Annotated in this window: 23 protein-coding genes and 1 pseudogene; 19 read left to right on the top strand and 5 right to left on the bottom strand. The window is 65.5% G+C overall.

Annotated elements, in window-relative coordinates; all coding sequences use genetic code 11:
• Nucleotides 1-5: 5 nt before the first annotated feature.
• The 11 genes from C6A82_RS09010 to C6A82_RS08960 all read left to right on the top strand — a co-directional run bounded on the left by C6A82_RS09010 (nucleotide 6) and on the right by C6A82_RS08960 (nucleotide 10,749).
• Entirely contained in the window at nucleotides 6-1,805 is a 1,800-nt protein-coding gene (locus tag C6A82_RS09010; protein ID WP_304597978.1) for an EAL domain-containing protein, read from the top strand.
• Between the two features lie 235 nt (nucleotides 1,806-2,040).
• Nucleotides 2,041-3,273 (top strand): acyl-CoA dehydrogenase family protein, encoded by a 1,233-nt coding sequence (locus tag C6A82_RS09005; protein ID WP_105343470.1) that lies wholly within the window; start codon nucleotides 2,041-2,043, stop codon nucleotides 3,271-3,273.
• A complete protein-coding gene (locus tag C6A82_RS09000; protein WP_105343468.1) occupies nucleotides 3,274-4,410 on the top strand; it encodes an acyl-CoA dehydrogenase family protein in 1,137 nt (378 codons plus the stop codon). It abuts the gene before it with no gap.
• 86 nt (nucleotides 4,411-4,496) lie between these two features.
• Nucleotides 4,497-5,393 (top strand): DMT family transporter, encoded by an 897-nt coding sequence (locus tag C6A82_RS08995; RefSeq protein WP_311101754.1) that lies wholly within the window; start codon nucleotides 4,497-4,499, stop codon nucleotides 5,391-5,393.
• 57 nt (nucleotides 5,394-5,450) lie between these two features.
• The gene (locus tag C6A82_RS08990; RefSeq protein WP_199193611.1) at nucleotides 5,451-6,380 is read left to right on the top strand and encodes a thiamine pyrophosphate-dependent dehydrogenase E1 component subunit alpha; all 930 of its coding nucleotides are present in this window, start codon (nucleotides 5,451-5,453) and stop codon (nucleotides 6,378-6,380) included.
• Nucleotides 6,377-7,357 carry an alpha-ketoacid dehydrogenase subunit beta gene (locus C6A82_RS08985; protein WP_233216757.1) on the top strand — a complete coding sequence of 327 codons (981 nt, stop codon included), beginning with the start codon at nucleotides 6,377-6,379 and terminating at the stop codon, nucleotides 7,355-7,357. The genes C6A82_RS08990 and C6A82_RS08985 overlap by 4 nt, the downstream gene beginning before the upstream one ends.
• Complete coding sequence (locus C6A82_RS08980) at nucleotides 7,354-7,599, top strand: biotin/lipoyl-containing protein (RefSeq protein ID WP_199193612.1); 246 nt, start codon at nucleotides 7,354-7,356, stop codon at nucleotides 7,597-7,599. The genes C6A82_RS08985 and C6A82_RS08980 overlap by 4 nt, the downstream gene beginning before the upstream one ends.
• Before the next feature lie 16 nt (nucleotides 7,600-7,615).
• Nucleotides 7,616-7,864: an acyl carrier protein gene (locus tag C6A82_RS08975; protein WP_105342286.1), complete on the top strand. Its 249-nt coding sequence runs from the start codon at nucleotides 7,616-7,618 to the stop codon at nucleotides 7,862-7,864.
• On the top strand, nucleotides 7,861-8,802 hold the full coding sequence (locus C6A82_RS08970; protein ID WP_105342288.1) for a ketoacyl-ACP synthase III: 942 nt from the start codon (nucleotides 7,861-7,863) through the stop codon (nucleotides 8,800-8,802). Before C6A82_RS08975 ends, C6A82_RS08970 begins: the two co-directional genes overlap by 4 nt.
• Nucleotides 8,799-9,533, top strand: coding sequence for an SDR family oxidoreductase (locus tag C6A82_RS08965; protein WP_105342290.1), 735 nt, complete (start codon nucleotides 8,799-8,801; stop codon nucleotides 9,531-9,533). Before C6A82_RS08970 ends, C6A82_RS08965 begins: the two co-directional genes overlap by 4 nt.
• Nucleotides 9,534-9,537: 4 nt before the next feature.
• Nucleotides 9,538-10,749: an NAD(P)/FAD-dependent oxidoreductase gene (locus C6A82_RS08960; protein ID WP_233216758.1), complete on the top strand. Its 1,212-nt coding sequence runs from the start codon at nucleotides 9,538-9,540 to the stop codon at nucleotides 10,747-10,749.
• A 14-nt stretch (nucleotides 10,750-10,763) separates the two neighbouring features.
• Here C6A82_RS08960 and C6A82_RS08955 read toward each other — a convergent pair.
• A pseudogene (locus C6A82_RS08955) lies at nucleotides 10,764-12,118 on the bottom strand (HNH endonuclease signature motif containing protein).
• Nucleotides 12,119-12,210: 92 nt separating this feature from the next.
• Here C6A82_RS08955 and C6A82_RS08945 point away from each other — a divergent pair.
• The 4 genes from C6A82_RS08945 to C6A82_RS08930 all read left to right on the top strand — a co-directional run bounded on the left by C6A82_RS08945 (nucleotide 12,211) and on the right by C6A82_RS08930 (nucleotide 15,985).
• A complete protein-coding gene (locus tag C6A82_RS08945) occupies nucleotides 12,211-12,624 on the top strand; it encodes a helix-turn-helix domain-containing protein (protein ID WP_311101753.1) in 414 nt (137 codons plus the stop codon).
• A gap of 38 nt (nucleotides 12,625-12,662) precedes the next feature.
• On the top strand, nucleotides 12,663-13,571 hold the full coding sequence (locus C6A82_RS08940) for an integrase core domain-containing protein (protein ID WP_311101752.1): 909 nt from the start codon (nucleotides 12,663-12,665) through the stop codon (nucleotides 13,569-13,571).
• Between the two features lie 180 nt (nucleotides 13,572-13,751).
• Complete coding sequence (locus tag C6A82_RS08935; RefSeq protein WP_142405977.1) at nucleotides 13,752-14,588, top strand: hypothetical protein; 837 nt, start codon at nucleotides 13,752-13,754, stop codon at nucleotides 14,586-14,588.
• Nucleotides 14,585-15,985 (top strand): MFS transporter, encoded by a 1,401-nt coding sequence (locus tag C6A82_RS08930; RefSeq protein ID WP_105346033.1) that lies wholly within the window; start codon nucleotides 14,585-14,587, stop codon nucleotides 15,983-15,985. Before C6A82_RS08935 ends, C6A82_RS08930 begins: the two co-directional genes overlap by 4 nt.
• 261 nt (nucleotides 15,986-16,246) lie before the next feature.
• Here the strand turns inward: C6A82_RS08930 and C6A82_RS08925 are convergent, their stop codons facing one another.
• Nucleotides 16,247-16,714: a hypothetical protein gene (locus C6A82_RS08925; RefSeq protein ID WP_142405978.1), complete on the bottom strand. Its 468-nt coding sequence runs from the start codon at nucleotides 16,712-16,714 to the stop codon at nucleotides 16,247-16,249.
• Between the two features lie 244 nt (nucleotides 16,715-16,958).
• Nucleotides 16,959-18,323, bottom strand: a complete 1,365-nt coding sequence (locus C6A82_RS08920) for an APC family permease (protein WP_105346036.1) — start codon at nucleotides 18,321-18,323, stop codon at nucleotides 16,959-16,961.
• Between the two features lie 131 nt (nucleotides 18,324-18,454).
• Here C6A82_RS08920 and C6A82_RS08915 point away from each other — a divergent pair, with 131 nt between their 5' ends.
• Together C6A82_RS08915 and C6A82_RS08910 are read left to right on the top strand one after the other, a co-directional pair.
• Nucleotides 18,455-20,143: a sensor histidine kinase gene (locus tag C6A82_RS08915; RefSeq protein WP_233216977.1), complete on the top strand. Its 1,689-nt coding sequence runs from the start codon at nucleotides 18,455-18,457 to the stop codon at nucleotides 20,141-20,143.
• Complete coding sequence (locus tag C6A82_RS08910) at nucleotides 20,125-20,808, top strand: response regulator (RefSeq protein WP_105346038.1); 684 nt, start codon at nucleotides 20,125-20,127, stop codon at nucleotides 20,806-20,808. Before C6A82_RS08915 ends, C6A82_RS08910 begins: the two co-directional genes overlap by 19 nt.
• Here C6A82_RS08910 and C6A82_RS08905 read toward each other — a convergent pair.
• On the bottom strand, nucleotides 20,799-21,032 hold the full coding sequence (locus C6A82_RS08905) for a hypothetical protein (protein ID WP_199193808.1): 234 nt from the start codon (nucleotides 21,030-21,032) through the stop codon (nucleotides 20,799-20,801). The two genes, C6A82_RS08910 and C6A82_RS08905, sit on opposite strands and share 10 nt — an antisense overlap.
• A 26-nt stretch (nucleotides 21,033-21,058) precedes the next feature.
• Entirely contained in the window at nucleotides 21,059-21,223 is a 165-nt protein-coding gene (locus C6A82_RS08900) for a hypothetical protein (RefSeq protein ID WP_199193809.1), read from the bottom strand.
• Between the two features lie 266 nt (nucleotides 21,224-21,489).
• Between C6A82_RS08900 and C6A82_RS08895 the strand changes: the two genes are divergently transcribed.
• Both C6A82_RS08895 and C6A82_RS08890 read left to right on the top strand, forming a co-directional pair.
• A complete protein-coding gene (locus C6A82_RS08895; RefSeq protein ID WP_105346039.1) occupies nucleotides 21,490-21,741 on the top strand; it encodes a hypothetical protein in 252 nt (83 codons plus the stop codon).
• 47 nt (nucleotides 21,742-21,788) lie between these two features.
• Nucleotides 21,789-22,796: a glycoside hydrolase family 6 protein gene (locus C6A82_RS08890; RefSeq protein ID WP_199193810.1), complete on the top strand. Its 1,008-nt coding sequence runs from the start codon at nucleotides 21,789-21,791 to the stop codon at nucleotides 22,794-22,796.
• The last annotated feature ends 29 nt before the right edge of the window (nucleotides 22,797-22,825 follow it).

Below are 22,825 nucleotides of genomic sequence, written 5' to 3'. Positions count from 1 at the left end.
AACTGATGGCGGTCAACGCGGCGACCTCGGCGGCGGTGAGTCAGCGTGTGCTGGGGCAACTCGTCGGACACTTCGGCGTCGACTTCAGCTTCCTGCGGCACAACGACCACGACATCCGCGCCACGAAGCTGATCGCGGAGTGGCCGGTCCGGCCCGAAATACCTGATCCTGACCCGATCGGAGTCGTGTACTTCGCCGACGCCGACCCTGTCTTCGCCGCCGCGGAGACCGCGAAGGAGATCTCGGTCTTCCGCCCGGAACCTGCGACCGACGAGTACCAGAAGAAGATCGAGGAAGGGACCGGCATCCCCACCACGTCGATGGCGGTCGTCCCGATGCTGTCCGGCGACGTCACCACCGGATGCCTGGGGTTCGTCAAGATCGGCGACCGCGAGTGGACGCCAGAGGAACTCAACGCGCTGAAGGCGATCGCTTCGCTGTTCGCGCAGCTACAGGCCCGGATCGCGGCCGAGGACCAGCTGCGATTCCTAGCCGAGCACGATGACCTGACCGGGCTCCACAACCGACGCGCACTCCTCGCCCACCTCGACGACCGATTGGCGCCAGGCCGGGCTGGGCCGGTTTCGGCCCTGTTCCTCGACCTGGACCGGCTCAAGGCCATCAACGACTATCTGGGGCACACCGCAGGCGACTGGTTCATCCGGGTCTTCGCCAAACGGCTCGAGGACGGCGCCGAGAGCCCTAACCTGATCGCCCGCCTCGGCGGTGACGAGTTCGTCGTCGTCCCGGAAGTGCCGATGTCGGCCACCGAGGCCGAGGCTCTGGCCAACCGGCTGCAGGACACGCTTCGCGAGCGGGTGTCCATCGATGGCGAGATGCTCACCCGCACGGTCAGCATCGGTGTCGCGCTCGGGGTGCCGGGCCGCGACACCACATCGGACCTGCTGCGCCGCGCCGACCAGGCGCTGCTCGCCGCGAAGAGCGGCGGGGGAAACAAGATCGCGGTGTTCTCCGACGACATGTCGCTGAAGGGCGAGTTCCGCAACGACATCGAGCTGCATCTGCAGAGCGCGATCGAGAACGGCGCGCTGATACTGCACTACCTGCCCGAGGTCGACATGCGCACAGGCGAGATCCTGGCTTTCGAGGCGCTCGTGCGCTGGCAGCACCCGACGCGGGGGCTGCTCTCACCGAACGCGTTCATCGGCGTGGCCGAGTCGATCAACTTCGCAGGCGAACTGGGGCGTTGGGTGATGCGTGCGGCCTGCTCCGAGTTCCGCAAGTGGCGGTTGAAGGGAATCGGCGAAGACGCGGTACTGCGCCTCAACGTCTCGCCGGTCCAGCTGGTCACTGAGGGTTTCGTCGAGACCGTCGCAGGCATCATCGACGAGTTCGGCCTCGACGGCGGCTCGGTGTGCCTCGAGATCACCGAGAGCGTCGTCATGCAGGACATCGAGACGACGCGGATCACGCTGGCCGGCCTCAAGGAGGTCGGCGTTCAGATCGCCATCGACGACTTCGGCACCGGCTACAGCGTGCTGTCACACCTGAAGTCGCTACCTGTGGACACGCTCAAGATCGACAAGAGCTTCGTTCGCGAGCTCGGTACGAACCCCGGCGACCTGGCGATCGTGCGCGCCGTCATCGCGCTGGCCGAGTCATTCGGGCTGGAACTCGTCGCCGAAGGCGTCGAAACCGAGGAGGCCGCCCTGACGCTGCTCCGACACGGCTGCCATCGCGCGCAGGGCTTCCTGCTGTCGAGGCCGGTGGCGGGCGATGCAATGGAGTCTTTACTCGCCCAGCGGCGGATTCCGGTGCAGTTCTCCGCAGCGCCGGTTCGCTGACCAATCCCCGTTAGCAATGCACCATGGAATTGCCAAATCAGCATAAAGATGAATACATCGTGTTCATCCGCGCAGATTTTTCGGCACACTAATTGCTATTGCCAGCGCGGCAACAATGGCTGAAATAGCCATTCACCAATGGCGGATATTGGCGCGAGCATCGCTGGGCGCGAATGAAGATTACCTCAGTTGAGTAACTAGGTTTACTATGTGCTCACCAAGCGGAGGGGACATCATGGACCTGCAGTGGTCGGACGCGGACACCGCATTTCGAGACGAGGTACGCAGCTTCCTCGACGAGAAGCTGACACCTGAGCTGCGCACGGCGGGACGGCTGATGACCAGCGTCTACGCCGACCACGATGCGAGCATGGAATGGCAGCAGATCCTGCACGAGCGGGGTTGGGCCGCCCCTGCATGGCCGGTAGAGCACGGCGGCTGCGACTGGAGCCTGACGCAGCACTACATTTTCAGCAGGGAATCCACTCTGGCAGGCGCTCCGCCCCTGTCCCCCATGGGAATACGGATGGTCGCGCACGCGATCATCGCGTTCGGCACCGACGCCCAGAAGGGATTCTTCCTCCCTCGCATCCTCACCGGCGAGGTCTTCTTCTGCCAGGGCTACTCCGAGCCCGAATCGGGGTCGGACCTCGCGTCGCTGACCATGGCCGCGGTAGACGACGGCGACGACCTGGTGTGCACCGGCAGCAAGATCTGGACGACGCATGCCCGCGAGGCCAATTGGATGTTCGCACTGGTGCGCACGTCCCGTGGGGCGAAGAAGCAGCAGGGCATCACGTTCGTGCTCATCGACATGGCTTCGCCGGGTATCCAGATCCGGCCCCTGGTGATGACGTCGGGCGAGGAAGTGCAGAACCAGGTCTTCTTCGACGAGGTCCGCGTGCCCAAGGCCAATGTGCTCGGCGCCATCGACGACGGCTGGACCGTCGCGAAGTACCTGCTGGAGTTCGAGCGTGGCGGCGGCGCGTCTTCGCCCGCGCTGCAGGTCATGGCGGAGGAGATCTCGACCGTCGCCGCCGAGATGCCGGGCCCCGACGGCGGTCGCCTGATCGACGATCCGGCGTTCGCACGCAAGCTCGCCGATGCGCAGATTCGCACCGAGGTGCTCGAGATCCTCGAATACCGGGTACTCGCCGCGGTGTCGGAGGGAAAGAATCCCGGCAGCGCGTCCTCCATGCTCAAGGTGGTGGCGACCGAGCTGAGCCAGACGCTGACCGAGATGGCGATGGAGGCGGCCGGACCGCGCGGGCGTGCGTACCAGCCACACGCCACCCGGCCGGGTGGACCGGTCACGGAGTATGAGCCGCCACCGGACGGTTACGTCAGCGGCGAACCGTGGCAGGCGGTCGCGCCGCTGCGTTACTTCAACGACCGTGCCGGCTCGATCTACGCCGGCAGCAACGAGATTCAGCGCAATATCCTCGCCAAGGCAGCATTGGGGCTGTAGATGGACTTCAACCTGAGCAAGGAACAGGAACTACTCCGGGACGGGCTGACGAAGTTTCTGTCCACCCGTTACGACCTCGAGAAGAGCCGCTCAGCGGCCAAGACGGGCGCAGGCTGGCAGCCCGAGATCTGGCGGTCATTCGCCGACGAACTCGGGATCCTCGGCGCCACCTTCGGTGAGGACGTCGGCGGAATAGGCGGCGGCCCAGTCGAACTCATGGTCATCACCGAGGCGCTGGGCCACGCTCTCGTGGTCGAGCCCTACGTCGACGTGGTTGTCGTCTGCGGCGGCCTTCTGCAACGAGCGGGAGGCCAGAGGGCCACGTCGTTGCTCGAGGAGGTCGTGGCCGGAACCGCGATCGTCGCGCTGGCCGCGGGCGAGGCCGAGTCAGGCGACCGGTGGCAGGACGCCGCTACCACCGCGGAGCGCGATGGCGATGGCTGGGTCCTCAACGGCGGCAAGACAATGGCGATGACAGCGCCGCTGGCCACACATCTACTGGTCACCGCCACCACACCCGAAGGTCTCTCGCTGTTCCTCGTCGATCTGAAATCGGTGACGGCAGGTTTGTCGCTCGCCGGCTATCGGACCGTCGACGACCGGCGCGCTGCCGACCTTGTTCTCGAAGGCCTGCTTCTGCCCGCGGACGCACTGCTCGGAAAAGAGGGGCAGGCGTGGCCGTCACTGGAGCAAGCGCGCGACGAAGGCGCAGCCGCCGTCTGTTCGGAAGCCGTCGGGTGCATGCGGAAGGTGTTGGCCGACACCGTCGAGTACTGCAAGCAACGCCAGCAGTTCGGGGTGCCGATCGGCAGCTTCCAGGTGCTGCAGCACCGGATGGTCGACATGCACATCGAGGTGGAGCAGGCGTTCGCCGCGGTTCTGCTCGCCGTCCTGCACCTCGAGGACGAGCCTGCCCTGCGTGCGCGTTCGGTGTCGGCAGCCAAGGCGACCGTCGGCCGGGCGGCACGTTTCGTCGGTCAGCAGGCCGTGCAGCTGCACGGCGGAATGGGAATGACCGAGGAGCTGGCCATCGGCCACTACTTCAAGCGGCTGACGGCGATGCAATTCGAGTTCGGCACCACCGATCACCACATCGGGCGGTACGCGGCACTGTCGCGGCTCGACGCACCTGCTTGACAACACCTTCGGTGCTTGGCTTCACGGGGGAGTCATTGTCGCCGCCCCGGCCAGGTCCGTCGGACGTGACTCGTAGTGTGTTCGAAGTGAGTTCGCGGGGGTGGCTGCTGTTCATCGCGATGAGCGTCATCTGGGGTGTCCCCTACTTGATGATCAAGGTTGCCGTCGAAGGCGTCTCGGTTCCGGTGCTGGTGTTCGCGAGGACTGCGGTCGGCGCGGCAGTACTGCTACCGCTCGCCCTCTCCAGCGGTATTCCCGCGATGATCCGCAGGCACTGGAAGGCACTGCTCGGTTTCTCGTTCTTCGAGATCGTCGCGGCCTGGTACCTGCTCTCGGATGCCGAACGCCATCTGACCAGTTCAATGACCGGTCTGCTCATCGCCGCCTCACCGATCATCGCCGCGGTTCTGGACCGCTTCACCGGCGGCGAGCAGCGACTCGGCCTCCGGCGAGTCGTGGGCCTCGGCGTCGGACTCGCGGGGGTCGCGGTGCTCGCCGGTCCGCACCTGACGGGCGGCACCGCGTGGCCCATCGTCGAGGTGCTGATGGTGGCCACCTGCTATGCGATCGCTCCGCTGATCGCCGCCCGGCATCTCTCGGATGTGCCCGCCCTGCCGATGACCGCCACGTGTCTGGGATTCGCCGCGTTGGTCTATGCCGCGCCGGCCGCGGCGACATGGCCGAGCGAGATGCCGTCGACGCGAGTGTTGTTGGCGCTGGCGGGATTGGCGGTCATCTGCACCGCTCTGGCCTTCATCGTGTTCTTCGCGCTCATCCGGGAAGTCGGTGCCACGCGCGCACTGGTCTTCACGTACGTCAATCCCGCGGTGGCGCTACTGGCAGGTGTGGTCGTGCTGAGCGAGCCGCTCACCGCGTGGAACGTCGGTGCGTTGACGTTGATTCTGGCCGGGTGCGTACTGGCAACACACCGGCACGACGAACCGTCGCCGCCCTCGCCTGCCGAGGAGCCGGTCGCGAGGTAGCCCGCCTCACCAGCACCCATATCGGTGGAAATACCCCGATGGCATTAACTTGGTTGTGTGGAGATCACCGGGCCCGCCCGCGCTGGTCGGGTCGACGGCCGCGCGGACGTCGATTCGCAGACGCGGCGCGCGATGTTGCGGCACATGCTGATGGCGCGGGGTATCGACGAAGAGGCGAGCCTTCTGGAGAACCAGGGCGCGCTCGACCTGTGGCTGTCGTGCCGGGGCCAGGAGGCGGCACAGGTCGGTTCGGCGATGGCCGTCGGCGACGAAGCGGTGATCTTCCCGAGCTATCGCGAGCACGCGGTCGCCGTCGTGCGTGGCATCGATGCGGTCCCGTTGGTGGCGCAGTGGGCCGGGCGCACGTTCTGCGGCTGGAATCCACACGAGCACGGGTTTTTTCCCTACACCCTGGTGCTGGCGGCGCAGACTCTGCACGGCGTCGGATACGCGATCGGGCAGCGGTTGCAGAACATGGCCGAAACCGTTGTGGTCTACGTCGGTGACGGGGCGACAAGTGAAGGCGACATGTCTGAGGCGCTCAACCTGGCAGCGGTCGAGTCCGCGCAGGTTCTCTTCATCTGTCAGAACAACGGGTGGGCGATCTCCAAGCCGAGTCACGAACAGATGCTGACCTCCATCGCCGATCGCGCCATCGGATTCGGCGTGCGGTCGTGGTCGGTCTCGGCCGACGACCCCGACAGCACCTACCTCAGTTGCGTCGAAGCCAGACAATACGTCGAGACGTCGCTGTCTCCCGCCCTGATCGAGCTCAGAACCACCCGCATCGGTGGGCACACCACTGCCGACCCGCACACCAAGTACCGCGAAGCCGACGAGCTGGCCGCCGCGGTCGCCAACGACCCCGTCGAGCAGTACCGCAGGGCGCTGATCGACGAGGGCGTCGTCGACGACGAATGGCTGACGTCGGCCGACGCAGATGTCGTCACCGCACGGCAGGAACTGTTGAAAGCGTTCGCGAGGTGATCGATACGACGCCGAGTTGCCTGGCCGAATCCCTCAACGGTGCTCTGACCGAGCTGATGGACATGGACGAGTCGGTGGTGCTCGTCGGTCAGGACATCGGGCGCCTCGGCGGCGTGTTCCGGGTGACGAAGGGCCTGCAGGAGCGGTTCGGACCTCACCGTGTCCGCGACGCGATCCTGGCCGAGTCGTCCATCGTGGGACAGGCGATCGGGATGTCGCTGAGCGGGCTCAAGCCCGTCTGCGAAATCCAGTTCGAGGGTTTCATCTATCCCGGGATGAACCAGATCATCACCCAGGCGGCGCGAATCACGGCACGCTGGAACGACGAGATCGCGCTGAATCTGGTGATCAGGGTGCCGGTCGGTGGCGGCATCCGCGCCGTCGAACACCACAGCGAGTCGAACGAGGCATACTTCGCGCACGCGCCCGGCTTGTTTGTCGCTTTCCCGTCGTGTCCCACCGACGCCGCTGCGATGCTCACGTACTCCGCCTCACTCGGCTCACCGGTGATCTTCTACGAGCCGAAACGGCTGTACTGGAAGCGAAGGCAGCAGCCGCGCGACCCTGCCGAGCCGGAGTCGCCGCTGAGTGCACGCGTGGTGCGCCGCGGGTCCGATGTCACCGTCGTCGGTTGGGGCGCGGTGCTCGAAGAGGTACTGCAGGCGGCCGAGATGGTCGCCCCGACGATCGACGTCGAAGTGGTGGATCTGCGGTGGATCGCACCGATGGACACCGATACCGTGGTGAGGTCGGTGGCGAGCACCGGCCGCCTGCTGGTGGTGCACGAGGCGGTGGGCTTCGCGGGTGTGGGCGCCGAACTGGTGGCCACGGTGGCCGAGCGCGGCAGCGAGCTCCTGAGGTCACCGATGCGACGGTTGGCTGCGCCGCGGCGGCTGTACCCGCCCGCGGACTACGAAAAGCACTACCTGATAGGTGTACCCGACGTCGTCGGCGCTATCGAGGAGATGTGCGGTTGAGCGGTAGCGTGGACATCCTCGTACCGGAGTTCGGGCACGGGCTGACCGATGCGCTCGTCGTCGAATGGGTGGTATCGGTGGGAGACCACGTCCAACGCGGTGACGTGATCGCCGTGCTGGAGACCGACAAGAGCAGTGTGGACCTGCTGGCGGAGAAGACAGGCACCGTCGCCGAGATCGTCGTTGCCGCGCGATCGATCACCACCTCGGGTGCTGTCCTGTACAAGCTCGACGAGCGATGATGAAAGGCGAGATGTGATGCCGGCCGATGATGAGCGCATGAACTCGGTGATGTTGTCGATCATCCGGCGGCGGACGCCGTCCGCGGACGTCGCCGACTTCGACAAGCAGATCTACGACCTCGACATGGACTCGCTCGATGTGGTCGACCTCAGCCAGGCCTTGGAGAAGGAGTTCGGCGTAGAAGCCGACCTCGAGCGTGTCGCCGACTGTCTGACTCCTGCCGAGATCGGTCACTACTTCCGAGAACTGATCGGATCGCCATGACGGCGGGCATCGTCGACATCGCCACGGCGACGCCCGGAAAGCATGTCGACAACAGTCATTTCGACGATATCGGACTGACCGACGAGTGGATCCGGCGACGGACCGGAGTCTCCGCACGCTGGTGGATGGATCCCGACGAACCACTCGAAGACGCCGCTTCGCGGGTGTGCGCCCCGCTCGTCGAGCGTCACCGCGACCAGATGGACATCGCAGCGCTCATCGTCGCCAGCTGCTCGACCGGGGGGAAGGTGCCCGCTATCGCCCAACGGGTCGCCAAACAGTCAGGCCTGCCGACCGACGTCTTGGCATTCGACGTGAACGCCGCCTGCAGCGGCTTTGTGTACGGCCTCATCTCGGGGCTGTCGCTGTGCAAGCCGGGGCAGGCGGTGATCGTGTGTGCCGCCGAGGCGATGTCGCGCCTCATCGACAAATCGGATCGCAGCACCGGCCCGCTGTTCGGGGACGGTGTCGGCGCAGTGCTCGTAGAGGAGCGCCCGTCGTTTCGGGACTTCTACTGGCACGCAGGCAGTGACGGCGATCGGGTCGGCCTCATGACGGGTGAGATCGGCGGCGGCATACAGCTGGACGGAATGGCGGTCTACGACCGCGCGGTGAAGATGATGACGGACACGCTCGACCGGTTGCACACTCGAGGTTCTGCGCCTGACGTGATCGTGGGGCACCAGGCGAACTCGCGGATCCTGCAGAAGATAAGCGAACAGGTCGACGCAGGGGCCGCTGTCTTCGTCGACAGCGTCGAACAATTCGGGAACACGTCAGCGGCGTCGATCCCCTTGGCGTTGGGCACGTGTGTCGCACAGCGGTCCATTCCGGCGTCGGGGCGGATGACGTTGGTGGCGTACGGCGCAGGCGAGGCGTGGGGCGGCGTATCGCTTGACTATGACCTCGCCGACGCGATGGCCCGCGGCCTCTCGTGACCGACGTCGTTCTCGTCACCGGCGCTTCACGCGGTGTGGGAGCGCAGATCGCGACGCAGCTGGCGGACCCGCAACGGCATGTCGTCGTCAACTACCGCGAAAAGTCCAGGCGCGCAGACGCCGTGGTCGAGGCGGTTAGGGCGGCGGGCGGCGAAGCGTCTGCGGTTCAGGCCGACGTCAGCGACGCGGCGGCGACGGCGACGATGCTGGACGACATCCGCGAGCGGTTGGGCGGGCTGGATGCATTGATACTGAACGCCTCCGGAGGCCTGGAACCCGGCGCCGCCCCCGGGTATGCGAGGCAACTCAACTGTGATGCGCAGGTAGCGCTGGCCCGGCTGGCGCTTCCGTTGATGCGGGCGGGAGGCCGAATAGTGTTCGTGACAAGCCACCTCGCGCACTTTCACGGCCGTAAGACCGTGCCGACCGACTACTTGCCGATCGCGGTAAGCAAGCAGGCAGGCGAGGCGGCGTTGCGCGCCGAACTACCGGCGTTCGACGCGGCAGGATTGACGTTCGTGGCGGTGTCGGGTGACATGGTCGAGGGAAGCACCATGGTGCGCTTGTTCGAGCGGCGCGACGCCGATGCAGTGGCTGCGCGTCGAGTTGCGAACGGAGGCTTGCCGACGGAGGCGGAGTTCGCGAGCGCGATCGTGCGGGCGACCTACGAGCCCCACCGTAACGGAGACACGATCTACGTCGGCGGCTACGACTATCTGGACCAGGAGTGATGCCGTGTCCACGACTGCCAAGCGTGTGCTGATCCTCGGCTCGGGCTTCGCCGGTCTGTGGGCGGCGCTCGGCGCGGCCAGGCGGCTCGACGAACTCGGCGCCGAGGAAGAAGTCGACATCACTGTCGTCAGCTCGCAGCCCTACCACGACATCCGGGTGCGCAATTACGAAGCCGACCTCAGCGCGTGCCGAATCCCGTTGCAAGACTTACTCGAACCGGCGGGCATCAAGCATGCCGCCGCCGATGTGAGCTCGATCGACGCCGCTGCGGCGACCGTGAGTACGGCCGACGGTGCGACACATCGGTATGACCGCTTGGTGCTCGCGGTGGGCAGTCGGGTGGCCAAACCGGATCTGCCGGGGTTGGCCGAGTTCGGCTTTGACGTCGACACCTACGACAGTGCAATGAAGCTGCAGGCGCACCTTCGCAGCCTCGACGCCGGAGATCCCGCGGCGGCGACCGCGATCGTCGTCGGAGCGGGCCTGACCGGAATCGAGACATCGTGTGAGCTTCCGGCGATGCTGTCGGCTGCGCTTGGTGAAGGCGCCACGCCCCGAGTGGTCCTCGTCGACCACAATCCGCACGTCGGTTCGGATATGGGCGATTCGGCGCGCCCAGTGATCGAAGAGGCATTGGCAGCCAACAATGTCGAGACCATGACGGGCGTCGGCGTCGTGGCCGTCGACCGGCGAAGCGTGACCCTGTCGGACGGGCAGGTCATTCCTGCGGCGACGTTGGTGTGGTGCGCCGGGATGCGAGCCAATCCGCTGACGGCCGAATTCGGGGTGCCCCTCGACCGGCTCGGGCGGTTGTCCGTCGACGATTACTTGAGAGTCGAGGGTGTCGACGGCGTGTTCGCCGCGGGCGATGTGGCAGCAGCGAGGATGGACGACGAGCACCTGTCGGTGATGTCGTGTCAGCACGGCAGGCCGATGGGCCGCTACGCCGGCTACAACGTTGTCAGCGACCTGCTAGGTGTTCCCATGCTGTCGCTACGGATCCCCTGGTACGTCACCGTGCTCGATCTCGGGTCGGCCGGTGCGGTCTACACCGAGGGCTGGGGCCGCAAGGTCGTCAGTCGCGGCGACGAGGCCAAGGCGACCAAGCGGATCATCAACGGCGACCGCATCTATCCGCCCCGTACTGGTGACCGCGCCGCACTGCTCGCCGCGGCGGCTCCGAACCTTCAGGCTCCACCCGCATACGGGCAGTGAAATCAAACCCTGAGTCAGAACGGCGGCGGTTCATAGTTGGCGGCGAGCCATGCTTGGCGTTGCCGTTCCTCCTGCCCGTTGATCTGTTCGCGTTCGCGACGTTCTCTGGTGATGCGGTCTCGACGATCTTGTTCGCGGGTCTGTCTGCGCGTCGGCGTCATCACGCCGCGGTGCGGTGACTCCTCGGGGACGGTGATATCGCCGAGATTCGTGGTGGGTTGAGCGAGCACGGGAAACAGCGCTCCGCCATGGGCTTCCGTGCTGTAGGTGTGGCCGGTGGGCGCCGTGAAAGCGATGGTGCCGTCGGGTAGTTGACGGTCAGTCCAGCCGAAACCGCTGTAGAACGTTTTCAGCAGATGATCGGTACGGCAGTACAGCTTGGTGTTCGACGGGTGCGTCGGGCCGCAGGGGTAGGGCTTGGTGTGGTCGGTGTCGCAGACCTGCGCACGCTTGTCGCAGCCGGGGAAGCGACACGTCAGATCACGCCACTTCACGAACGTCTTCTGCGCCGCGGTCAGCCGATACCCAGGCGCCGACTCGGCACCCGGCATGGTCAGCGGCTTGCACTGAGCCCCTGCCGCGGCGAGGTCGCGCACCGACTCAGCGGGCAGGATCCCAAACCCTGGCAGATACCCCGGATCATCACTGGTCCCGTCCAGGGTGGCCTGCTCGGCAAGCACATGGATCAACACGCCCGTCGGCGCTTTCCGCTCAGCCGGAGCCGGACACTCCGCTCGCCCGCACCGGCACGCCAGCGTCGCCTCATACCGTGACAGCGGCCCGACCGCATCCGCGCGGCGTTGCTCGTGGGTTCGCGGATCCTCGTCGCACACCGAGGAGGCCAGCGCATCGAGTCTCGCGTCGAATTGGGCGCCGTCAGCGGCGTGGACGTTTCCCCAGATGCCTGCCATCCCCGCAGAGGTCTCCCCACCTCGATATTGCGACCGTTATCGATCGTCGGTGGCACCCGTTTGGCCAACGGGTCGAACTTGGTCACCCACCGATCGATGCGATCACGCAGCTTGGGCTTCGACAACCGCATCCACTTCACACAGTGCCGGGCGATCGCTGCATCCAGCTCCTGCGCACGACTGGGGTCGACGTTCTCGGTGCGTTCGATGATCATGGCGACCATCCGATAGTCGATTGCTCCGGTCGCGAACACTTTCGCCACACAGGGCAGATCGTCGCGCAGCGCACGCGCGAGGTGGATCTGGTTGCCCGCTCGACCCCGGCTGATGTTCTGCGCAGCCGAAACCTCAGCTGCCACCTCCTGGAACGGGTCGAGGGTCCACAAATTGCGTTCGGCCAACTCCACCGCACGCCGAGCGTCCAACTCCCCGACAGCAGCCAGTCGCTGGGCGATCATCGCTGACTCGTTGCGAGTGGCCTGAACCATCGCGTCGATCAGCTCTGCATCGCTCATTTCTTCGAACACATGTTCGATGGTACTCAAATCCAATGACTCAAACTTTCTGGCAGGGCTGCGTTATTCACAACGCGGCCACTGTTGAGGAGGTTGAGTGGGTCATGGTCAGATCGCGACGAACGAAGATTCCTGCCGAGGAGAAAACCCGACTGGTGTTGGCGGTGCTGGCCGGGGAAATGACTGGTGCCGAGGCAGCCCGTCGGTGCGGGGTGTCGCCTACCCAGGTGACCAAGTGGAAGCATCAGTTCCTTGAGGCCGGCGCCCAACGAATGCACGAAGTACCCAGCGGCGCGCCTGGACGTGCGGGCCTTCCCGAGCAGCGGCGTTTGCGCCGGGAGAACGAGGAACTCAAACTGGCCTTGGCTGAAGCCACGGTCCAGTTGCGGATCTGGCAGCGCGGAGCTGCCTTGGCCGACCAGGTCCCTTCGCGGACCTCGAAACCCTAAGAGAAGCAGCAGGTCTGCCGGTTTCGAGGTTTGCTGTATTGGCCGGCATTCCGGAGCGGACCTATCGACGCCGGCTGGCCCGCCTGCGCGCCGGTAACCCCGACAAAGGTCCGTGGCCTGCGCCGGTGGTCGACCGAATCGAAGCGACAGCGGCCAAATATGCTCAAGAGTGGCCAGCGTGGGGCTACCGCAAGATCGCCGCGCTGATGCGCGCCGATGGTCACGAGGTAACCAACTCTTCGGTGCAACGGGCGCTGCGGCGGCGTGGTCTGCTGCTCCCTCAAGGATTCCGAGCTGACCGAAAGTCCTGGGCTGCTCTGCGCCGCCGGGTATTTCACGACCCCCCGACACAACGCAACAGGGTGTGGCAGACAGACTTCTCAGAGTTTGAAACCGCCCACGGTGGGATCTGGCGGATCAGCGCTGTCATCGACTACGTCACCAAATATTGTTTCGCGGTCACTGTCACCCCCACCAGTCGCGGCCGCGACGCGGCGCACTGCATACGGCTGGCCGTCGAGGAAGCCACCCGCGTTCTCAACCTGACCGACCTGCGACTCGACCGCGGCGAAATGGATGTCCTCGACCACGAAGACAACGTCATCGGGCGAGCGCCGGCACCCATCGCCATCGTGTCCGACAACGGCCCCTGCTACCGCGGAAAAGACTTCCACACACTGTTCACAGGCCACGATCCACTCCTGCGCCACATCCGCACACGGATCAAATCACCCCAAACCAACGGCGTCATCGAGCGGTTCTTCGAGACACTCAAATACGAGCACCTGTTCCGCGGCTACATCGGCGACGGCGACGCTCTCGACATGGAAGCCCACCGCTTCCGCATCATCTACAACACCATCCGACCCCACCAAGCACTCGACGACCGCACACCCCAAGCCGCCTACCTCGCCGACCAACCCCATAAAAGCCTGCCAACTTCTTGACTCAAGACACAAATCACAAACTTCCGACAAGCATCGGAGCGCGTGAGCAGAACGCGCAGAAGGTGCAGATCGCCTGTTAGCGCCCCTTGTGCGCACAAGCGGGCTTTGACGCGCTCGGCTCCTTAACTTCGGTTACAGCGGCGCAGCAGATGCACCGGACACACGAACAAGGAGCACGAAATGACGACCTATCCCTCGAACCAGGAGTGGACCAAGACGCAGGCCGCCTCATGGCGGACCACGCCTGCCGATGTCCCGACCATGTCGGCCCACTACCCGCCGACGTCAGCGCGTCCCACCGCTCCGGTCCCGCAGCCTCCCGCGTACGGCCCGGCGTACGGCCCGCAGTACGCACCCGCCTACGCGTGGTCGGCAGAGCAGCCCGAGTTCAACTCGGCGCCCGCGGGTTATCCCGCGCAGCAGCCCTGGTACGCACGCCCCCGCGTGGTGGCTTTCGCAAGCGCAGGGTTCGTCGCCGCGGCGGCGGCCGGCCTCTTCGGTGCACTGCACGGCTCGTCGAGCAGCACCCCGGTGCACATGGCCACCCATAGCGCACCGGCGCCCGCAGCGGCTCCGGCTCCGGCCCCAGCCCCGGCTCCCGCGCCCACCGCCGCGCCGTCCGCGCCGAGCTACCACTCGTCGACGTCGAGCGGCAGCTACTCCAGGCCGGCCAGTCATCAAGCGCCCCAGCAGGCGCCTGCGGCTCCGCCTGCCCCTCAGGTGCAGCCGGATCACTCGGGGCAGTCGGATCCCTCGCAGTGGAACAACGGTGGCAACTACCGGTGGAACTACTCCGGTGACCACGACGGCCGATCGAACTTCTGGAGCCGCGACCACGACGATCGCTGGAGCCACGACAGCGACAGCAGCCGTTCGTCGGGTGACCACGACAGCGACAGCGACAGCGACAGCAGCTCGTCACACGACCACGACAACGGCAACAGCAGTTCCTCGAACGACCAGAACAACAACAACAGCAATTCGAGCGATTCACACGGAAGCGGAGACTCGAAATGACAGCAACACTGGTGCAGCCCGACCGCAAGGTCGGGCTGCACGCCATCGGCCGCCGCCTTGACAATCTGCCCGTCGGGCGCGTTCACCGCAAGATCGTCGTCGCGATCGGGCTCGGCCTTTTCTTCGAGGTCTACGAGATCTTCCTGTCCAGCACCATCGCCACCGCGCTGAAGGCGGAGTACGGGTTCGGCGGCACCGCGTTGGAGCTGTTGATGGCGTCGTCGTTCGTCGGAATGTTCGTCGGCGCAGCGGCATTCGGCCGCATCGCCGATCGCATCGGGCGCAGGAACGCGTTCCTCGTCAACCTGGTGTGGTTCTCGGTGTGGAGCATCATCGGCGCCATCGCACCGAATCCTTGGATGCTCGTCGGTGCACGATTCATGGCGGGAATAGGTGTTGGCGCGGAGTACCCGGTGGCCGACTCATACCTGTCGGACGTGCTCCCCAAGGCCCATCGAGGCCGCCTGGCGGCATGGACCTACACCTGCTCGTTCCTCGCCGTGCCGGTGCTCGGATTCCTGTCCCTTTCGATGAACGGTCGCAGCATCTTCGGCTTCGACGGATGGCGAGTCCTGTTGGTGCTCGGCGCAATCGGTGCGCTGTTCGTGATCGTGTTGCGCCGTGGCCTCCCCGAGTCGCCGCGGTGGCTGGCTAGTGTCGGCCGGACCGATGAGGCAGAAGCGGCAGTGCGAGTCTTCGAAGCGGGTTCGGCGCCCGCACCGGAGAGCACCACTGACATTGACGACGAAGACGAGGACGATACCGACGCGAAGCCGATGACCGCTTCGGCTGCGCTGACGCGGCTGCGGCTTTCGCCGTACCGGCAGCGTCTGACCGTGATGGCTGTTTTCCACCTGTTACAGCCCTTCGGCTACTACGGGTTCGGCACACTGGCGGCTCTGGTCTTGGTCAGCCGCGGCTATGACGTGACATCATCGCTGCTCTTCACCGCGGTGTCGTTCATCGGCTACCCATTGGGGTCGCTGGCGTCCATTCCGCTGCTGAAGAGGTTCGAACGCAAGTACCTGATCATGGTCACAGTGGGCATCATGGCGGTGTGCGGCGTGTTGTTCGCGACGGTGACCACCCCGGCGATGATCATTGTGTGCGGACTGCTGACCACCGCGGCGAGCAACGTTTTCTCGAACATCTATCACGTCTACCAGGCCGAGATCTTCCCGAGTGATGTTCGGGCAACAGCGGTCGGATGGACGTACTCGGTTTCGCGGCTCTCGAGCGCGGCACTTCCGTTCATCCTCATCCCTGTCCTGAATCATTATGGCGCCGCTGCGATGTTCACCGTCGTGCTCGTCGCGCTGGCAGGCGCGGTCGCCGTGCTCGTGCCCTTCGGTCCGCGCACCACCGGCAAGAGTCTGGACGAGATCAACCCGGTGTGATCACGAACGACAATGTGCCGGTCTCCCCAACGGAAGGCCGGCACGTTGTCGTGTGAGCCGGCGAGCGGACAACAGGTAGTCGACTACTCGTTCGGCCTACCTCGCAACCGCCTTACCTTGTCGAGTGACCGACAATGCCGATGGGAGCTGCTCGCCATGCGCCACATCAGAGCCATACCCCTACTCGTGGCGGCGCTTGCCGCGCTGCTGCTGTCGGCTTGGGGTTCGTCTCAGCAGGGCGCACGAACGACCTCACCCAGCTCACCGATGACGATCACCTCGCAGCGCCCACAGCCTCCAGCGCCGACCGCATCGAGGGCGTTCACCGCCGCACCACCTGCCCCAGCACCGCCCGAACCACGGGATACGTTGCGGCTTGATCACGCGCAACGCCGAGTGGCACGCACCGGCCTTCTTGGCGGAGGGCCAGACCGACACCATCGCGTTGAGCATCGGCGATGCGCAGCGCCTCAGGGAATTGATCGACGCCACCGTGCCGACCGACGTTCCACGGGCTCCGCTGCCGGTCAATGTCACCGTGGGGACGATCGTGCGCGCGAAGCTGTCCGTGATCTCCTCCGACGCGACCGTCACGCCACTGGACACCATCGACAAGTCCATCGGCGAAGACGTCAGCATCCTCTTCAGCTGGCAGGTGCAGCCGCACGTGTCGGGCGACCTCGAACTGCAGGCCGTGATCTCCTGCCCGGGAGTGGATGGGTGCGTCACGACCGAAACTGTGCCGCTGCGAATTCCCGTGCACCCTATGGCGAAGTCGGCTCCGGGTGTCGGCAGCCGGCTTTCGGGCCTGCTCGAGTCCGTGAAGAACTACTGGGTTCAGCTCACCGCGCTTGTAGGCGGCATCGCAGCAGCGGTCCGATTCGGCCTGCAGTGGTATCGACGACGCGGAGAGGCCGCCAAGAAGGTCGGCGGCCTCACCGAAGGCGCGGCTACCGCGGCCGCTGGTTCACGCCTAGGGCGTTCTGAGGTCGCGACCGGACACCCGAAGGTAGGTGGCGACGCCGAGACCGATGGCGAGCCAGATGATCCCGACGATCTTGGCGTTGATGTCGGCGTCCCACAGCGCGACGAGCAGGATCGCCGCACCGAGCAGCGGGGAAATCACATGGGTGAACCACCGCCTGCTTCCATTGCGCTTGAAGAAGTGAACGATCACGCTGAAGTGCATCAGGATGTATGAAAGCAGCGCTCCGAAGGTGACCAGCGTGGTGAGCAGGCTCGCCTGCCTGACCCCGAAGATGCCGATCGCCAATGCCAGCGCGCAGATCATGACCATCGCGTTCACCGGCACCTTGTGCTTGCCGCTCACCTTGGCGAACAGCTTGGGCAGGTGACCGTCGCGCGCCATGCTGAACACCAGCCGTGACGCGGTGGCGTTGGCTGCGGCCATGTTGCCCAGCGCCGCGAACAGGGCCGAGTTCAGCACGATGAACAACTTGAACTTGTTGTCCATGACGTCGCCGACGAGGTCGTAGAACGCGTTGTTGGCCGCGGTCCCGTCGGCATAGTGGGTTCCGTTCGGCACCAGGATGCACGCGAAATAGACCTGCACGACGAACAACAACGTCGAGATGTACATGACCAGCATGGTCGCTTTGGACACCGCCTTGCCTCCGCCCTTGGCCTCCTCGTTGAGGGTCGACACCGCGTCGAACCCGAGGAAGCTGAACGCAGCCACCGGGATGGCGCCCGCCACCACCGACCACGACGCGCCGCCGTGCGGGTGAAACGGGTCGAGTGTCAGATGTGCCTGCCCCTGCATGACCAAAACCGCTGCCCAGGTGAGGAACACGGCGAGAATGCCGAGCTGGATGTAGAGCGAGTACTTGTTCATCTTCGCGGTGACGTTCATCCCGAGCAGGTTGGTCACCGCCGTGACCGCCACGAAGAACACCACCCAAACCCAGGCGGGAATCGACGGGACGATGGTGGTCATCGCGCTCGCCGAGAGCACGCACAGCAGCGCAGGCAGCAACAGGTAGTCCAGCAGGATCGCCCAGCCGGAAACGAATCCGAGGAAGCGGTTCGTCCCGAGGCTGACGTAGCTGTAGGTCGATCCCGAGACGGGAAACACCTGGGCCATCTCCTTATAGCTGATGGCGCTGAACAGCATTGCGACGGCAGCGACGACGTAGACCGCGGCGACCGCCCCGGCCGACATGTTGTAGAGGATTCCGAAGACGCCGATCGGTGCCAGCGGAACCATGTAGATCAGTCCGTGTATCACCAGATCGCGCACCGACAGAGTGCGCGCGAGTTCTGGCTCGTAGCCGAGTTCGCGCAACCGCGCGGCGTCGGTATCGGCCTGCATCAACATTGCGGTCTCCTTCGGTTTCGACCGAAGTTACAAAGCTATCGACGTGGTGGCTCGCTTGTGTGCACTAGCCGCGCAACCGGCGATTTCGAGGTTTTGCGCATTGTGCTCAGCGCAGCACGTACGCTTCGTCCATGGTCCGGATGCGGCGCGTGGATCTACGCCTCGCCACCCAGGTGCTGGTGCTTCAGGTCGCGGTGGTGACGCTGACGCTGGGGCTGGCGGGCGGCATGCTCGCATTCTTCAGCCACGACCGCCTCGCCTCCCAATATGAGACGCAGTCGTTGGACGTGGCGCGCGCCGTCGCCTACGCACCAGCCGTCCGCGCCGACGTCGAGCGCTACGACGCCACCCCACTCACTCCGAGTCCCCAGCTCACCGAGGAGTTGGCCAACGGGCCGCTGCAGACGCTGGCCACCGAAATCCAGACACACACCCACCTGCTGTTCGTGGTCATCACCAACAATCAGGGCATTCGGTTGTCCCACCCTGTCCCCAGTGAACTCGGCAAGCACGTAAGCACCGATCCGTCGGAGGCGTTGGCAGGCCGGGAGGTGGTGGACCGCGAGAAGGGCAGTCTCGGCCGATCCGTTCGGGCGAAAGTTCCTGTGTACGCGCCGAACTCGGGCCGGGTGGTCGGCGAGGTCAGCGTCGGCATCTCCACTGAGACGGTGCACCATCAGCTGTGGTCGGATGTGCGCAGGGCAGCGATCCTGGTGGGTCTGGCGTTGATCATCGGCATCGTGGGCTCTGTGCTTCTGGCGCGACGGTGGCGTGGCCTGACGCTGGGCCTGCAGCCGTCGGAGATGGCCGAATTGATCCGCGGCCAGGCGGCGGTGTTGCACGGCATCGACGAGGGCGTGGTTGCCGTCGACACCCAGTGGAAGGTCACTTTCGTCAACGACCTCGCATGCCGGATGCTCGAGATCGACGGCGAGACGGGCAGGCTCGTCGACGACATCGGTCTCACGCCGCGTGTGCTCGACGTCTTCCGCGCTGCCGAGCCGACCCCCGCGATTGCCACCGTCGGCGAGCGGATCGTCGTGGTGTCGGCGCGACACGTGGAGCGGGAGGGACGAGCCCTTGGAACCGTTCTTGTGGTGCGTGATCGCACCGACCTCGAATCCCTGACCCGACAGCTCGACGCCGTGCAGTTGATGAGCACCGTCCTTCGAGCACAGCGCCACGAGTTCGCCAATCGCCTGCACCTGCTCAACGGCCTTCTGCAGAGCGGCCACGTCGACGAGGCGAGTCAATACGTGGAGGAGCTGTTGGGCTCGGGCCCGCTGGGGTCGGCGATTCCGGGTATCGACGCCATCCGCGATGCGTTTCTGCAGGCGTTCCTTGCGGCCAAGGCGGCCGCCGCTCGCGAAGCGGGCGTGACGCTGACGATCGGCGAGAACACCTGGGTGCCTGGCCGACTCGGGCTGCCGGTTGATGTGACGACCGTGCTCGGCAATCTGCTCGACAACGCGATCTATGCGGCGCGCACCGGTGCCGGCGAGAGCAAGATCGTTGAAGTCGAATTGTTACAGGATGATTCGACGCTGCACATCACCGTCGCCGACTCCGGCGACGGTGTGCCGCCCGATTTCGTCGAGCACGTGTTCACCGAAGGTAGGTCGACGAAGCCGGACTCCGGCATACCCGGGGGACGCGGTATCGGCATGGCGCTGTCCCGCCAGATCACCCGAGCGCTCGATGGCGACATCCGATTGTCGAGCCGCGGCAACCCCGACGCCGAATTGTGTGGCGCAGAGTTCATCGCCCGCCTGCCGGGCGTGATGGTAGAGGAGGAGGCCCAATGGGCGGCTCAGAACTGAAGGTGCTCGTGGTCGACGACGACTTCCGCGTCGCCAACATGCACGCGGGCATCGTCAACGCGCTGCCGGGCTTCACGGTGACGACGACCGCGACGACAATCGCCGCCGCACGGAAGGCGGACCCTGTCGACCTGGCGCTCGTGGACGTCTATCTGCCCGACGGCTCGGGTATCGATTTCGTCCGCGAGTTGCGCTGCGACAGCATGGTTTTGAGCGCCGCAACCGACGCACCCACCATTCGGGCGGCGATGGCGGCGGGGGCTTTGAGCTACGTCGTCAAACCGTTCGCGCCTGCAGATCTCGCCGCCCGACTGGGCGGATACGCGCGCTACCGCAAGATCCTGTCCGGCACCAACCTTGGCGGCAAGGAGGTGGACACGGCGCTGGACGCTCTGCGCCCGAAGATCGCGCAGGCCCAGTCCCCCACCGCCGTGGCGTCGCCGACGAAGGACCTTGTGCTGCAGGCGCTTCGCGCATCGGGGCAGCCGATGTCGTCAGCAGAGGTGTCGGCTGAGATCGGTGTCTCACGGGCGACCGCGCAGCGATATCTGTCGACGCTTGCCAACTCGGGTGAGATCAAGATCCAGCTCAGATACGGCACGACAGGGCGGCCCGAGCAGGAGTTCTTGGCTGTCGACAAACCGCCACCAAGGCCTCAGCGGTGACGGCCTTTCGGTGACGCCTGCGAGAACTTTTCGACAGCCTTGTCCGTCACCTTGCGCGGCATCCGGTGAACGAGTCCGAACAGCGTCCCTGTCGCGGGCGACGCCAGCAGCCGGCCGATGCCCCGCTCAGCGACTCCACTCGCCGCGGTTCCGACCGGGACAAGGCCACGGGGGTGCCCCGGACGCGTCGCGGCTGGACGACCGAGATAGGCGAGCGCCGCCATGCCTCCCATGGAATGGCCCGCCAGTGTCAACGGTCCCGTGATGAGTAGCCGGTGAGAACCGTCGCGAGGTCTGCGGCGAGTTGCTCGATGAGATAGGTCGGCATGGGCGCGGCGCTCGAACCGCCGTGACCGCGGTGGTCGTACGTGACGATGCGGATCCTGGTGCCGTACCGACGCCGCAGGCGGCTCACCCGCAGATTCCAGCTCTCCTGGCGGGCTCCTTGCTCGGTGTCGAGGTCGGGAGGTTTCCGTCATCTCGTCGAGCTTGAAAGTTACGGACCGCTGGGCCCGGCGGCTCGCTTGTGCGCACAAGCGGCGCAATCTGCGATTTCTGATGTTCTGCGCATTGCGCAGAGGTGTGGCAGACCGACGGAATGGGTAACAGACAGCAACCTGACCTCGACAAAGATGCAATAGTTGACGCGCAGGTAAACGCTCTGGGAGGAAGTGGGCACCGATGACGCAATCGCGTGACGATTCAGGCGGCGGCGGATCAGGACAGGTCAAGGTCGACGCCGCGGTTCGCGTCTATCCGGGCACTCCGCAGGAGGTTTACGGGTTCGTCGTCGAGGATTTCGGCGATATGTCGGGTGAGGCGGTCGACATCGGCGAGCACCACATTGTGGATGCGGCTCGTCGGTGGGCTGTCAGGCTCTCTGACGGCAGCCTGGTGTTCGTCGACGACGGCGACGTCGTGTCGATCGACTGACCGCGTCGCCGTCGGGGACGATTGGCGCTTCGTCGCGGCCTGCCACTATCTTTTCCGATTATGGCCTCAGCGACAGGCGCATCGCGCGGTGCATCGCCTTCTTCCTTATAGTTGCCGCCGTTTTCGGCATCGGTGTTTTCGTCGAGCCGGCGCAGGTCGGCCCTGCTCCGGCGGTCCGCCTGGCCGCCGACGCGAACCCGTTGGCCGGATCGCCGTTCTACGTCAATCCCAAGTCCAAGGCCAGGACCGCTGCCGACGGAGTCGACCCGCGTAGTCCCGAACTGGATTCCGTCGCCAACACTCCGACGGCGTACTGGATGGACAACTTGTCCACCCCATCAGTGGACGCGAAGTACATCGCCGACGCGCAGGCTGCGGGCACCATTCCCGTGCTCGCGCTATACGGGATTCCGCATCGCGACTGCGGGAGCTTCGCCGCAGGCGGCTTCGGTTCGGGCGACGCCTACCGGGGCTGGATCGACGGCGTGGCCGGCGCCATCGGTTCAGGACCGGCGGCGGTAATCCTCGAACCCGATGCGCTCGCCATGGCCGACTGCCTGTCGGGTGACCAGCGCCAGGAGCGCTTCGACTTGATGAGCTATGCCGTCGACAGACTCACAGGCAATCCGGCGACGGCTGTGTACGTCGACGCCGGCCATTCTCGGTGGGTCGCCGCCGACGACATGGCCAACCGGCTCAACCAGGTCGGCGTCGCCAAGGCGCGGGGTTTCAGCCTCAACACCGCGAACTTCTTCACCACCGAAGAGTCGATGGGTTACGGCGACGCGATTTCTCAGATGACCGGCGGGAAGCCCTATGTCATCGACACGTCGCGCAACGGCGCAGGCCCGGCGGACGGCGACATGTACTGGTGCAATCCGAGCGGCCGCGCGCTCGGGGCCGCACCGACGACGGATACCGGGAACGGGAACGTCGACGCCTTCCTGTGGGTAAAGCGTCCCGGCGAGTCCGACGGGTCGTGCAATGGCGGGCCCGGCGCGGGGCGGTTCGTGAATTCTTACGCCATCGAGTTGGCACGCAACGCGGGTCAGTAGCGGCCCTAACTCTCCTCGCCACTCTCAAG

This window comes from Mycobacterium sp. ITM-2016-00318 (genome assembly GCF_002968285.2).
Lineage (GTDB): Bacteria > Actinomycetota > Actinomycetes > Mycobacteriales > Mycobacteriaceae > Mycobacterium.
The sequence above is the reverse complement of the archived record's forward strand: the minus strand, read 5'-3'. Positions and strand labels throughout refer to the sequence as shown.

Bases quoted from the DNA above. Each gene is read 5' to 3' on its own strand.
- C6A82_RS09010 (WP_304597978.1), top strand. From the start codon at position 6: ATGGCGGTCAACGCGGCGACCTCGGCGGCGGTGAGTCAGCGTGTGCTG.
- C6A82_RS09005 (WP_105343470.1), top strand. From the start codon at position 2,041: ATGGACCTGCAGTGGTCGGACGCGGACACCGCATTTCGAGACGAGGTA.
- C6A82_RS09000 (WP_105343468.1), top strand. From the start codon at position 3,274: ATGGACTTCAACCTGAGCAAGGAACAGGAACTACTCCGGGACGGGCTG.
- C6A82_RS08975 (WP_105342286.1), top strand. From the start codon at position 7,616: ATGCCGGCCGATGATGAGCGCATGAACTCGGTGATGTTGTCGATCATC.
- C6A82_RS08970 (WP_105342288.1), top strand. From the start codon at position 7,861: ATGACGGCGGGCATCGTCGACATCGCCACGGCGACGCCCGGAAAGCAT.
- C6A82_RS08945 (WP_311101753.1), top strand. From the start codon at position 12,211: ATGACTCAAACTTTCTGGCAGGGCTGCGTTATTCACAACGCGGCCACT.
- C6A82_RS08935 (WP_142405977.1), top strand. From the start codon at position 13,752: ATGACGACCTATCCCTCGAACCAGGAGTGGACCAAGACGCAGGCCGCC.
- C6A82_RS08930 (WP_105346033.1), top strand. From the start codon at position 14,585: ATGACAGCAACACTGGTGCAGCCCGACCGCAAGGTCGGGCTGCACGCC.
- C6A82_RS08920 (WP_105346036.1), bottom strand. From the start codon at position 18,323: ATGTTGATGCAGGCCGATACCGACGCCGCGCGGTTGCGCGAACTCGGC.
- C6A82_RS08915 (WP_233216977.1), top strand. From the start codon at position 18,455: ATGGTCCGGATGCGGCGCGTGGATCTACGCCTCGCCACCCAGGTGCTG.
- C6A82_RS08910 (WP_105346038.1), top strand. From the start codon at position 20,125: ATGGGCGGCTCAGAACTGAAGGTGCTCGTGGTCGACGACGACTTCCGC.
- C6A82_RS08905 (WP_199193808.1), bottom strand. From the start codon at position 21,032: ATGGCGGCGCTCGCCTATCTCGGTCGTCCAGCCGCGACGCGTCCGGGG.
- C6A82_RS08895 (WP_105346039.1), top strand. From the start codon at position 21,490: ATGACGCAATCGCGTGACGATTCAGGCGGCGGCGGATCAGGACAGGTC.